Annotated in this window: 13 protein-coding genes; 1 reads left to right on the top strand and 12 read right to left on the bottom strand. The window is 45.5% G+C overall.

What is annotated here, in order from left to right:
• Positions 1 to 18: 18 nt before the first annotated feature.
• The 10 genes from QZY95_RS11430 to QZY95_RS11385 all read right to left on the bottom strand — a co-directional run bounded on the left by QZY95_RS11430 (position 19) and on the right by QZY95_RS11385 (position 9,988).
• Complete coding sequence (locus tag QZY95_RS11430) at positions 19 to 1,194, bottom strand: Jag N-terminal domain-containing protein (protein ID WP_290923575.1); 1,176 nt, start codon at positions 1,192 to 1,194, stop codon at positions 19 to 21.
• Between the two features lie 42 nt (positions 1,195 to 1,236).
• Positions 1,237 to 2,853: a membrane protein insertase YidC gene (yidC, locus tag QZY95_RS11425; protein WP_290923571.1), complete on the bottom strand. Its 1,617-nt coding sequence runs from the start codon at positions 2,851 to 2,853 to the stop codon at positions 1,237 to 1,239.
• A gap of 16 nt (positions 2,854 to 2,869) precedes the next feature.
• Positions 2,870 to 3,118 carry a membrane protein insertion efficiency factor YidD gene (yidD, locus tag QZY95_RS11420; RefSeq protein WP_290923568.1) on the bottom strand — a complete coding sequence of 83 codons (249 nt, stop codon included), beginning with the start codon at positions 3,116 to 3,118 and terminating at the stop codon, positions 2,870 to 2,872.
• Entirely contained in the window at positions 3,118 to 3,501 is a 384-nt protein-coding gene (gene rnpA / locus QZY95_RS11415) for a ribonuclease P protein component (RefSeq protein ID WP_290923607.1), read from the bottom strand. Before rnpA ends, yidD begins: the two co-directional genes overlap by 1 nt.
• Positions 3,492 to 3,626 (bottom strand): 50S ribosomal protein L34, encoded by a 135-nt coding sequence (rpmH, locus tag QZY95_RS11410; protein ID WP_074217433.1) that lies wholly within the window; start codon positions 3,624 to 3,626, stop codon positions 3,492 to 3,494. The genes rnpA and rpmH overlap by 10 nt, the downstream gene beginning before the upstream one ends.
• 205 nt (positions 3,627 to 3,831) lie before the next feature.
• Complete coding sequence (locus tag QZY95_RS11405) at positions 3,832 to 4,602, bottom strand: FlgO family outer membrane protein (protein ID WP_290923562.1); 771 nt, start codon at positions 4,600 to 4,602, stop codon at positions 3,832 to 3,834.
• Positions 4,603 to 4,604: 2 nt separating this feature from the next.
• On the bottom strand, positions 4,605 to 5,282 hold the full coding sequence (locus tag QZY95_RS11400) for a hypothetical protein (protein WP_290923559.1): 678 nt from the start codon (positions 5,280 to 5,282) through the stop codon (positions 4,605 to 4,607).
• Positions 5,283 to 5,444: 162 nt separating this feature from the next.
• Entirely contained in the window at positions 5,445 to 7,094 is a 1,650-nt protein-coding gene (groL, locus tag QZY95_RS11395) for a chaperonin GroEL (RefSeq protein ID WP_290923556.1), read from the bottom strand.
• Positions 7,095 to 7,135: 41 nt separating this feature from the next.
• Positions 7,136 to 7,420 (bottom strand): co-chaperone GroES, encoded by a 285-nt coding sequence (groES, locus tag QZY95_RS11390; protein ID WP_290923553.1) that lies wholly within the window; start codon positions 7,418 to 7,420, stop codon positions 7,136 to 7,138.
• Positions 7,421 to 8,041: 621 nt separating this feature from the next.
• Positions 8,042 to 9,988 carry an ATP-binding cassette domain-containing protein gene (locus tag QZY95_RS11385; protein WP_290923551.1) on the bottom strand — a complete coding sequence of 649 codons (1,947 nt, stop codon included), beginning with the start codon at positions 9,986 to 9,988 and terminating at the stop codon, positions 8,042 to 8,044.
• Between the two features lie 170 nt (positions 9,989 to 10,158).
• On the opposite strand from QZY95_RS11385, the gene QZY95_RS11380 reads away from it, so the two are divergent.
• Positions 10,159 to 10,533: a hypothetical protein gene (locus QZY95_RS11380; RefSeq protein ID WP_290923548.1), complete on the top strand. Its 375-nt coding sequence runs from the start codon at positions 10,159 to 10,161 to the stop codon at positions 10,531 to 10,533.
• Positions 10,534 to 10,685: 152 nt separating this feature from the next.
• Here the strand turns inward: QZY95_RS11380 and QZY95_RS11375 are convergent, their stop codons facing one another.
• Positions 10,686 to 11,177: a YajQ family cyclic di-GMP-binding protein gene (locus QZY95_RS11375; protein WP_290923547.1), complete on the bottom strand. Its 492-nt coding sequence runs from the start codon at positions 11,175 to 11,177 to the stop codon at positions 10,686 to 10,688.
• Between the two features lie 11 nt (positions 11,178 to 11,188).
• Complete coding sequence (locus tag QZY95_RS11370; RefSeq protein WP_290923545.1) at positions 11,189 to 12,628, bottom strand: DEAD/DEAH box helicase; 1,440 nt, start codon at positions 12,626 to 12,628, stop codon at positions 11,189 to 11,191.
• Between the last annotated feature and the right edge of the window lie 273 nt (positions 12,629 to 12,901).

Raw genomic sequence — 12,901 nt, 5'->3', positions numbered from 1 at the left:
ACTGAATCGTGTAAAACGCTATTTGCGTTTACGACCGATGATAACACGCTTAAGCGGGCCATCACCTTTACTGCGAGTCTGGATTTCATCGTCCTCTTGCAAAGCAAGATGAACAACACGACGATGGTAAGAGCTGAGAGGACGAGTTGACTGTGGCTTACCCATATTTTTAGCTTTTTCAGCTAAATGCAGAGCAATGTCACGTAACTTTTCATCCTGTCGCTCGCGGTAATCGCCAGTATCCAGCTGTACCCGCACTGCAACACCGAACATTTTAGCAACAATTCGGTTTGCAAGGTACTGGAATGAAGCAAGTGTCTGGCCTTCACGGCCAATCAGGAGACCAGAGTTGTCACCACTTGAGATAGAGACTTTAACGCGTCCATCTTCAATGCGGCCTTCAACCGGAGTCTCACCGATTACAGGAGTAATAAGGCGGTTTACTACTTCTGTTACAACCTTCAAAAGCTCAGTCTGATCAAGCTCATCAAGGTTTGCTTCAGGGATCGGATCCGCTTTTACCGGTTCAATAACAGGTTCCGGTTTTGGAGCCGGACGCTGTTTTTTAGGAGCCGGAGCACTTTCCTGTTTAGGAGCATGCTGTTTTTGCGGACGACGGCGCTGGTTATTACGACCACGCTTTTGTCCCTCCTGCTTCTCATCAGCAGCCTCTTGTTTTTTACGAGCAGGTTTTACACCTTGAGGCTTTTCAGAAGGTTTCTGGGTCTGTTTTTTCTGACCACGGTTGCCTTCCTGCTTAGAGCGCTGGGAGCGTCCACGTTCCTGTTTTGGTTTTGCAGTCTGAGCATCTTCAGAAGAAACATCAGACTTTTCTTTTGCTTTTTGTTGTTTACCGGACTGAGGCTTATCAGAACGCTTAGTTGGTCGTTCCTGCCGTTGTTTCGGCTTCTCAGTCTTGCGCTCGGTTTCAGATTCCGCCGTAACCGGAGCGGCACTTTTCTTAGAGCGTCGGGAAGTCTCAATCGGGGCAGACAATGCCTGCGAATCAAATTGAACCTGCATTCTGCGGGCTCGAATCTTTGCTTTCTTAGCCCCTACCAGACCAAAAATACCGGTCTTCGCATCATTAATGAGGTCAATTTCCAGTTTTTCCCGAGGGCTATTAAAGTAGCTACAGGCTTCTTCAATAGCGCTGTCAAGGGTTTTACCCTTGAACTCTTTGTATCCATCCATGCATACACCTCAGAAGGTAATCGCGTTTCAAAAACAGAGGCGTTACGCCTTACGTAGCATGAGCCACTGCTGGAAGATGGAGAGCACGTTGTTTACAAGCCAATACACCACGAGACCGGATGGGAAGTTTAAGAACATAAACGTAAAGACTACTGGCATGATGAGCATCATCTTACGCTGAGTCGGGTCACCGGTGCTCGGGCTGAGCAGCTGCTGAAGCAGCATTGTTGCACCCATCACAATAGGAGTGATGTAGTATGGGTCTGGTGCTGACAGGTCAGAAAGCCAAGGCATGTTTGTAAACGGCAAGTAATCAATAAAAGAAGCGTGACGCAACTGAATTGCGTTAAGCAATGCCTGATACAGACCGAAGAATACCGGAATCTGGATAATCATTGGCAGACAGCCGCCTACAGGGTTTACCTTGTAGGTTTTGTACAATGCCATAACTTCCTGATTCTGTTTTTCGCGATCATCTGCATATTTTTCACGAATCTTCTGCATCATTGGCTGGAGCTTTTTCATTGACTCCATAGACTTGTAGCTCTTACGAGACAATGGCCAGAATGCAATCTTAATAAGAATGGTAAGCAGGATAATTGCGACACCGTAGTTACCAACATACTGCTCAAAGAAGTTAATCATTTTGAGCATCGGCACTGCGAGAACAGTAAAGAACCCGTAGTTTTCAGCTGCACTCAAAGTATTAGGAGCAGCAGCAAGGAACTTGGAAATCTTAGGGCCGAGGTAGTAGGTAGCTGTCGTAGAGGACATGTTACCCGGTGCGATACCAATACCGTCTTTTTCAAGAGCAATTCTGTACACGCCGCTCTGGTACTTAGCTTTCAGAGCAAGATCAGCACTTTTAGGTGCAATGGCAGCAATAAAGTAGTTGCTTTCCACACCTGCCCACATCATAGGCAGAGTGCTACTGATGCCGTTTCCAAGATCTTCAACATCGTCTTCTGTATCAAGACCTTCGGAGTCAGTAAACCATGCAACACGTGTTTTGTTATACGGGTTGCCAGCGTCGGCCATACTGTCAGCATCAAGTGTGTAGTCCAATCGAACATTACGCGGGTTGGTTCCAGCGTTAATGATATTAGTCTTTTCAGTAATAGTGTAGGTGTCTGCTGTAAATGAGAATTCTCGCTCAACACGCAAACCATCTACTTCACCAACAAACACAAGCATTCCACCCTTACCATTTTCAAGGGTAAGGTCAGAACCTTTTAAGCTCCAAGCTGCTTTTTCCCAGGTACGGTCGCCATCGATAAGAAGGCCGAGAGGAGCAAAAGCAGAAGCTGGTTTGCCGATAAGATCAACTTTTGGAGAATCAGGGGTGTTTTCAGCTTTGTAGTTCTTAAGAACAAAGCTCTGCAACACACCGCCGTTAGAATGAAAGACAGCAGTGTAAAGGGGAGTGTCAACAGTAACAGTGCGTCCGTTTTCAGCTTTGAAAACCGGCAGTTCTGGTGCTGGTGTGTTTTGTGCTGGCTGAACCTTTGCGGAGGTAGCAGAGCCTGCATTTGCAGTCTCTTGTACCGCGGTCTGTTCAACAGGCTGCGGCAGCCACCCCATGTACTCAGCAAGGTAATTCCACCCTACGGTGACTACCAGACAGAGCACAACGGTAATTATGACTCGATTTTTATCCATGGGCCCTCAATAGCTCCTATGCATAGGGATTTTTGTCTTTGGAAGGCGGGACGGGATCGTACCCCCCTGCTGACCAGGGGTTACAACGCAAAATGCGCCATACGGCGAGAGCTGATCCCTTCAATAAGCCGTGGCGCATCACGGCCTGCGCTGCATACTCTGAACACGAAGGAGCAAAGCGGCAGGCAGGCGGAAAAAGAGGCGAAATACAGAGCTGGTAAAATCGTATAGGCGCTACCAGCAGCGTGCGGAAGATTTTCTTCATTACGCTTCGTCTTCCCCATCCTGAACGGACCTTTCACGTAATTTGTGAATGATCGGTAAAATTTCCTGTGTGACAAAGTGTAGGTCAACACGTTCAGGATCCAATCGGCGTTTTGGCACTACAACAAAATCAATGCCGTTCGGTATTTCCCGCTGATTCAGTCGAAAAAACTCGCGCAACACGCGTTTAACGCGGTTACGTTGTACTGCCGATCCTGTCTTCTTCGTTACAGCCAACCCAACCCGCCACGGGGCAAGGGTGTCTTCTTTTTCTAAAACAAACAGGACGAAATTTTTAGAAAAATATCGGCGACCATCATCGTAGCATTTAACGAATTCAGGCCGCCGGGTCAGCCGATGTGTTCTTGGGAACGTTAGGCAGATAATTTCGCACGACCTTTAGCGCGACGGCGACGAAGAATCGCACGACCACTTGCGGTTTTGAGACGAGCACGAAAACCGTGAGTTCTTTTGCGCTTAATTTTGCTTGGCTGGTAAGTTCTCTTCATGAGATGACTCCTTTAAAAAAATGAACGACCTCTTCTACAGATGTAATGCGTTCACGTCAAGTTTATCATAAAAATACAAAACGCCAGCTCCCGTTTTATTGGCAGCTGACCATAATTAACAAAATATAGTACCGAACAGCTGTGTATACATAGAGGGTTTTGCTTGTACCATCAAGCATAAACCCTCACTTATAGCTTTTTTCCGTTACCTTTCTATATCAGTCGCACTTGCCGGAGAGTTCAAAACAGGAAAGTTTGTCATATCGACATCGTCATCCATTTCTGGTCTGATCATGTCAGGAGCAGACAACCTCACGCCTTTGTTCGCATTTTCTTCATCAGAAGAGTATGCATTTGGACGCTTATTGAACATTGCCCATAAATCTCTTTGCTCGCCCTTGTCTTCACGAAGAAGCACAGCAAACTCGCGACGATTTTTCAAAGTATACTCATGAGCTGCCATCACGGCACCATCTGCAACACGCAAAAGTCTAATGGAAACATACACTCTGTACGGCGTCGGCACATAACTGCCTACCAGTACCACTTGAGCATTGTACTCTTTTTTCATCAGTTCGGATACATCACGGCTTAAAATAAACTCACCTTCTTTAGGAATAATTGAATACTCCTTTTTAAGACGTGACTCTATCACCTTGTATCCAAATTGACTTATACGTGAAGAAATCTGCTGCATAACCAGTCGGCCAAGCATGGAGGAATGACGAAGGTCATTTAACTGTACCATACTGGCAATCAATACAGGACTGTTACGGCTAACTTTGCCACTCATCTGTTCAGCAATAACATCTGCAGCCATGAAGTTTTCTGCTGAAAGCGATGATGCTTCAAAACGTAATTCCGGTAATGATACGATCTGTTGCGGAGCAGGAGGTAATACACTCACCTCTTGTGCATTCCCCGCAGAAGGCACCAAACATACAGCTGCTATCATAAGAAACAGAAATCTATGCATGACTACTCTCCTGAAACTTTAATAGTTCTGGATGGAAATTCTTCCACTTGATATCCACGCTCATACGGAGAGACAAAATTACCCTGCTGATCCTGAGCCACACGCAGAATAGATGATGCATGCATTACATAGCGGTTATTGTAGCTCATTCCCACAGATAAAATTACTGCCTTGTCTTCATCACTACCAGTCTTGTCATACAAGTTGGCACTCGCAACCTTGCCGGAACCACCTTCAAGAGTATCCTCACCGGACGTTCCAATCAACTTAGAGTCACTGCTTGCCTGCATCAACTCACGTCTATCTGAAGAAAGAGGAAGCGTAGCATAGCTCAACGTAATCATGTCTTTCTCACGTTGAACAGCTACCTGCAAACCGCGGCTAATAAGCTCTGTATGCAGCAGGCTGTAAAAACCGGTATCAAAAGCTCGATCATTCAACGGGCGCATGTAAATCGGCTTTCCCTCAAGATCCGGTCTGTCTTTAATAGATTTGGAAACTGTATTAGCAATTTCGGCTGCCCATTCGCTCCAATCATCTACTGCAACAAAATCTTCGTACACTACGGGCGACGCTGTACGCGCAAATGTTGCCTTACGCCTTACCTTTAAGCAACCCACGGTTGCAAACACAAGAACAACCACTAAAGCAATTGTCCACACTCTTCTTACATTATGCATGTGCGCCTCTTCACGTTAATAGTACCAATCGTCCCCGAAGACGTTTTCTAACTACTTTTCGGAAGGCAGCGCAGTATCTTTAAAAAAGTATCCAGACATAAAAAAAGACCGGAGCAAAAGCTCCGGTCTTTACAAGCAAAGTAGCCTGATTGGATGTACTTACTAGTACATGCCACCCATGCCGCCCATGCCGCCCATGCCACCTGGCATTGCAGGAGCTGCAGCAGCACCAGCTGGTTCAGGCTTATCTGCGATTGCACACTCAGTGGTGAGCAGGAGAGAAGCAACAGAAGCAGCGTTCTGCAGAGCGATACGGGTAACTTTCTTAGGATCGATAACACCGGACTTGATGAGGTCTTCGTATTCGCCGATAGCAGCGTTGAAGCCCATGCCGTCTTTACCGTCTTTAACTTTTTCTACGATTACGGAACCTTCGAAGCCTGCGTTTGCAGAGATCTGACGGAGAGGCTCTTCGATAGCGCGACGGATGATGCGTACGCCAGCAGCTTCGTCGTCGTCAGCAGGTTTTACGTCGTCGAGGATAGCAGAAACACGAACGAGAGCAGTACCACCGCCAGGAACGATACCTTCTTCAACAGCAGCACGAGTTGCGTTGAGAGCATCTTCTACACGGTCTTTTTTCTCTTTCATTTCGGTTTCAGTTGCTGCGCCAACGTTGATAACAGCTACGCCGCCAACGATTTTAGCGAGACGTTCCTGAAGTTTTTCACGATCGTAGTCAGAAGAAGACTCTTCGATCTGAGCACGGATCATTTTGCCGCGTGCTTTGATGTCTTCAGCTTTACCAGCACCGTGAACGATAGTGGTGTTTTCTTTGTCAACTACAACGCGTTTAGCGGAACCGAGTTCTGCAACGGTGATAGTTTCGAGTTTAACACCCATTTCTTCAGAAACAACCTGACCACCAGTGAGGATAGCGATGTCTTCGAGCATTGCTTTACGACGTTCGCCAAAGCCAGGAGCTTTAACAGCAGCAACGTTAAGAGTACCGCGGAGTTTGTTAACAACGAGAGCTGCGAGAGCTTCGCCGTCTACATCTTCAGCGATGATAACGAGAGGCTTGGACATTTTAGCAACCTGTTCGAGAACAGGGAGCATGTCTTTCATGTTGGAAATTTTCTTTTCGCAGATAAGGATGAGAGGCTCGTCCATTTCTGCAACCATTTTGTCTGCGTTGGTTACAAAGTAAGGGGAAAGGTAACCACGGTCGAACTGCATACCTTCAACTACGTCGAGAGTAGTTTCGAGGCCTTTAGCTTCTTCAACAGTGATAACGCCTTCTTTACCAACTTTGCTCATTGCTTCAGCAATGATGTTACCGATGGTAGCATCGGAGTTAGCAGAGATGGTGCCAACCTGTGCGATTTCTTTCTGGTCGCGGGTTGGTTTAGCAAGAGCGTTAAGCTCGCCTACGAGAGCTTCAACAGCTTTGTCGACGCCGCGTTTGATAGCCATTGGGTTACGGCCAGCAGCAACGAGTTTAACACCTTCACGGTAGATTGCCTGAGCGAGGATGGTAGCAGTAGTTGTACCGTCACCAGCGATGTCAGAAGTTTTAGAAGCAACTTCTTTAACCATCTGTGCGCCCATGTTTTCGAACTTGTCTTCGAGTTCGATTTCTTTAGCAACAGAAACACCGTCTTTAGTGATAACTGGAGCACCGAAAGATTTTTCGATAACTACGTTACGACCTTTAGGGCCGAGTGTTACTTTAACAGCGTTAGCAAGTTTATCTACACCGCGAGAAAGACATTCGCGAGCTTTTACGTCAAAAAGAATTTCTTTAGCCATTTTGGTATATCTCCTAAGAATCTAAAGAGAGGAAAAAAATATTAAGCGATAATTGCGAGAACGTCTTCTTCGCGCATTACAAGGAATTCTTCGCCATCGATATTGATTTCGTTACCTGCATATTTGTTGAAAAGAACAACGTCGCCAACGTTAACAGTCATAGCGATGGTGTTACCATTTTCAACACGACCAGGACCTGCAGCAACGATCTCACCACGAGAAGGTTTTTCTTTGGCAGTGTCAGGGATGTAGAGACCGCCAGCAGTCTTCTCTTCAGCTTCAAGGCGTTTTACCAGAACTCGATCGCTCAGTGGCTTCAGATTCATAAGTATAAACCTCCAACATAATGTTACTATCTAAATTCTCAACTGACATGGAAATGATGCCAGTCTCGTGCTTTGCCCTGCAATACGAGTAATAACAACCGCATTATGTGCAGAAGACAAAGCCACCTATTACTATTTAAATCAGACTCGAAGCAATAATGCCTTCGAGTTGCATACTTATTCAAAACTGTCAGGGAGTATAAATCTGTTTTTGTGATTGAAAAGGGGGCGAAGTAATTTTTTTTCACCACTTTTCAATTTTTATTGAAAAAACAAATTGTTATGCCTTTTATTTTTTCAATCTTTTTTATGACTCTCTACTTTGACAATCCTGCTATCTCTGTCCAGTCTCGTTGTTTTCTCTATAAATATTCTTTTACGAGAAACCTCAATTTCTTTGAACAGGAGCAGGGCTATAGCTCAAGCATAACAAAGCCACAAGCATTAATCGTACAATGTTGTTATCTGCCAACAATGGCAGCAGGAAAACAGACATGTAAAAGACAGCACTTGCGCCTCTACTCCCAATCACCGAAATTAAGAAGTAACCGGCCTAAAATAAACACAACACAGCTCCGGAAATTCATCGATTCCGTGTTGATGATACAAGCTAGGGCAAAGCTACTTTTCACCGTCTGAAAGTTCTTCCACCCGTACTTCAACTTCTTCCCACCGCATCATCACTTCTTCCTGTTCTTCAGCGAGTGATTCCAGTCGGGCAGTTGTTTTTTCAAACTCTTCGGGGCTGGTAGCATAAAGCTGCGGGTCCGCAAGCTTAGCTTCTAACGCCCCCTGCTCTTCTTCCATGCTCTCAAGTTTGGCAGGAATCTCTTCCAGCTCTTTACGAAGCATGTCCAGCTCTCGCTGTTCGTTGTACGAAAGTTTTTTGGGCTTTGCAGATTCTTTTTTAGGCTCTGCCTTTTCCTGTGCGGCTTTTTTGTTTGCTGCTTTCTCAGCTTCCATGTCAGGACGCTGACGAACCCAATCGTCATAGCCCCCAACATACTCGTTAATCACGCCTTCACCTTCGAAAGCAAGGGTTGAAGTCACCACGTTGTTAACAAATGCACGGTCATGGCTGACAATCAAAACAGTTCCGCCGAAATCAACAAGCTGCGCTTCAAGCAACTCCAGTGTTTCCACGTCAAGATCGTTTGTCGGTTCGTCAAGCACCAGCACGTTACAAGGCTGCGTAAACAATTTTGCCAACAGCAGTCTGTTGCGTTCACCGCCAGAAAGCGTGTTTACAGTCATGTTCATGCGTTCAGGATCAAAAAGAAAATCTTTTAAATACCCTACTACATGCTTTCGGACACCGTTAATTTCAACCGTGTCGTTGCCGTCAGCAACGTTATCACGCACAGATTTTTCTTCATCCAGTATATTTCGTAACTGGTCAAAATAGGCAACTTCCAGCTTAGTACCTTCACTGATTGTTCCCACCTGCGGCGTAAGTTCTCCTAACAGCAAACGAAGAAGGGTTGTCTTGCCCACACCGTTAGGCCCAATAAAAGCAACCTTATCACCACGAGAGATAATCGTTGAAAAATCTTTAATTACAGGCTCAAAAGCATCCGGATATGTATAAGTAACGTGATCTGCCTTTACGACAACTTTGCCGGAACGATCTGCAACCTGTACGGACATGCCCACATTACCTGAACGTTCACGACGCTTAGCACGCTCTTTACGCAAATCCTGCAAAGCTCGTACACGTCCCATGTTACGGGTTCGACGCGCTTTGATGCCTTTTCTGATCCAAATCTCTTCCTCTTTAAGCTTCTGATCCATGCGACGCCATTCTTCATCCTCGGCGTGAAGCACTTCTTCTTTACGAACAAGAAATGTATCATAATCGCATGACCAGTCAGCCAAGTGGCCGCGATCAAGCTCAACAATGCGGTTGGCAACTTTTCGCAAGAACATCCTATCGTGTGTAATCAATACCAGAGACTTTACATAGCGGAGCAAAAACTCCTCAAGCCATGTAATGGATTCAACATCCAAATGGTTTGTAGGCTCATCAAGAAGCAACAAATCAGGCTCAGAAGCCAAAGCACGAGCAAGCATCGTACGGCGTTTCACACCGCCGGATAAAGAAGAAAACTCTGCATCAGCGTTTAGCTTGAGGTGGTTGATAACTGTTTGGATCTTCTGATGCAGTTCCCAGCCCCCTTTTTCATCCAGAACCTGCTGTGCACTGGACATAGCGGCTAAAGCAGTATCAGCGTCATCTCCTGTATCCAGTAACACGGATGCATCATGGTACGCTGCAAGAGCTTCTCCCAACACTCCAAGGCCGGATGCGACTACACTGTAAACATTACCGGTTATATCTTCCGGCACTTCCTGAGAGAGCATAGCTATCTTCAGTCCCTGCTGGCGAGCTACCACGCCATTATCCGGCTTAATATCGCCGAACATGAGCTTCATAAAACTGGATTTACCCGCACCATTGCGACCAAGAAGGCAAACTCGCTGCCCCTCTTCAATCTGCAAGCTTACACCGGATAACAATTCCGGCCCACTCAGGGTAAGTGAAACATTTTGAATACTTAAAAGTGCCATATATTATCTCCAAACCGAACGTGCATAAATTTCAGGTCTGTGTTGTATATGTGGTAACGATAATTCGCAAGAAAGCAATGTGCCCCTTCCCATAACACAAACTACAACGGTTGCTCCTTGGAATAACCTCATTTCAGTGCTACCATTCTCTCTAAACGGAGGGAGACATAATGCGAGTCCAACCAATTGAAGAGCTTATATCTGTACTTTCAGAACAGGCTGAACAAATTAAACAACTTGAAGATCGCGCATCCAATCTTATTCAAGACCCTGATCAAATTCAGCGTTACCGATCTGTTTTGGAAGAAAAAGCAAAGCTGCTGGCGGGACTTGCTCAATTAACCGTACCAATCACCAAAAAAATGCCACCCGAAGAAGCAACGCCACTTCAGCAAATGCTCAGTAAGTTTTCTCAAAGCGCCGCAGCATCACTGCGCATTGGTTCTCCATTTTATATGTCTGCTCTTCTTTACCCGCAGGATCATCAACAAGGTCAACCAAACGATTTAGAAGTGTTTATCAACGATCTCAAAGCGAAAAACTAGCACGATTCAACGCCATGAAAACATTGCAAACAGCATGACACACCATACTATTGTCTATCTAAAATTTTCATAAAAAAAGGCTGTCTTTTTTATCAAAAGACAGCCTTTCGCTTTTCGTAACTTTGTACGGAAAAATCGTACAACTGAAGATATTAGCTCTTCATGTTAACAAACTGAAGCGGAATACCGTAATTACCATCACGAAGCATCGCAATAACGGATTGGAGATCATCAAGTTTTTTACCAGTAACACGCAGCTGATCGTCCTGAATCTGTGCCTGAACTTTCAACTTTGATGCTTTAATATCCTTCACCATCTTTTTGGCGAGGTCTTTTTCAATACCTTCTTTAAAAATAACTTCACGCTTCAGTGCGCCCTTTGAAGTCGGCTCAGGATCTTTAAATTCCAAAACCTGCGGGTCAACCTTACGGCGCAGGAAGTGAGTTTTCAGCATTTCTGCCACAGCTTTCATTTTAAGTTCATCAGCTGCAAGAATGCTAAGACGCTTGTTACCTTTATCAAGGCTAATTTCTGTGGTGGTACCACGGAAGTCATAACGGGTTTCAACTTCTTTTTTAACGTTGTTTACAGCGTTATCTACTTCCTGCAAATCAACTTTGTTTACTACGTCAAAGGATGGCATATTAAGTCTCCCTATGGCTGACTGTCGTCAACATCTTGAAATTTCTTTTCTTCAATTTTCAGCTTCTGAAGCTTACGCGGTGAATGCGGCTGCTTAAGTGCTGTACGCGAAGCCGGACGTAAATCGAGCACTTCCAGCTTTGCTTTTTTCTCCGGCGGCTTTGAAATAATCTTCGCTTTCGACTGAGGACTGCCCGGCATAGTCTGCCGTGCAGGGCGATTCCGAGGTGTTGCCTGTTCCGCACCAAGGACCGAACCTTTTTGACGGACACGTTGCGGTCTCGGCTGTTTCTTCAGTTTAGCAGGTTTAGCTGCCGTGCTCCGTTGCTGCGCACTGTAATCAAAATCGTCTACGTAGCAACAAGTAATATCATCTCCCAAGGCACGTTCCAATGTTTTCATCATTGGAGCGTCTTCCGGGGACACGAACGTAAAGGCACTTCCTGTGGCACTTGCCCTGCCAGTTCTGCCGATACGATGAATGTATGTGTCCACAGTCGGCGGGAAATCGTAGTTAATAACATGAGAAACGCAAGAAATATCCAACCCTCTGGCCGCAATATCTGTTGCCACCAATATTTCATATTTTCCGCGCCGAAACCCGCACATAGCCTCTTGACGTCTACGCTGTGTCAATTTTCCTTGCAAACAGGTGACATTAAAGCCGGCGTTACCAAGCTGACGCCATAATCGTTTGGCACCGTAGCGGGTACGGACAAACACGATCAAAGACTGAAAGTCCATTGATCGTAATATGGTTTTAAGAAGTGGTGTTTTTAAATGCGGAGCTACGGGATAAATCTCATGCGAGACACTTTCAACCGGAGCAATTGAATCCACCTGAATATGTTGCGGACTATTCATGGCTGTATCCGCCATACGCTCCAGCTCTTCAGGCATGGTCGCAGAAAAAAGAAGAGTTTGTTCCCGTTGTGCTGTTTCATCCAAAATTTGCTGAATGTCCTCAATGAATCCCATATCAAGCATCATGTCAGCCTCATCCAGCACCAGTAATTTTACTGTAGAGAGATCAATCGACCTTCTTCGCACATGATCAAGAAGACGACCGGGACATGCTACAACTATATCCACATCTCCCTTCAGCTGAAGGCGCTGGGAATGCAGTCCGACTCCTCCAAAAATAGTCACGCAGCTTAAATCGGTTTTACGGATCATCTGCTGGATATCGGATGAAATCTGCATTGCCAGTTCACGAGTCGGAGCAACAACCAACGCCCGTACTCCATGACCGGAGCTGGTAAGAAGCTTATGCAGCATCGGCAGCACATAGGCCAGTGTTTTACCTGTCCCTGTTCGGGCAAGTCCAAGCAAATCCTCACCAGCTAGCGCGGGAGGAACAGCTTTTTCCTGAATAGGAGTAGGTTCTGTAAAACCCTGAGCGGAAATTGCATCCAACAACATAGGATGCATAGAAAAATGGGCAAAACTCACGGCACTATCCTTCCAAAACGATAATCGTAAAAAACTGGACAACTCCCTGACAATACCCGTCGACACCATTAAGCGCAATGCTTTACCGCACACATCGTCTCAATTTACTTACGGAAACGCTTTCATTCCTTTTGTTATTTAACTGGACACATGTTTCACCTCAGGGTACTTTGTTTTCATTATTGATTACTATTAACAACAAGATCATATGAAAAAACTTTTCCAAAAATATTCTCTTTCTTTCGAAAGACAGCGCCCTGACATTGAAATTCC

This window comes from Halodesulfovibrio sp. (assembly GCF_015482765.1).
Classification (GTDB): domain Bacteria; phylum Desulfobacterota; class Desulfovibrionia; order Desulfovibrionales; family Desulfovibrionaceae; genus Halodesulfovibrio.
This window is presented reverse-complemented; position numbering and strand designations above follow the sequence as displayed.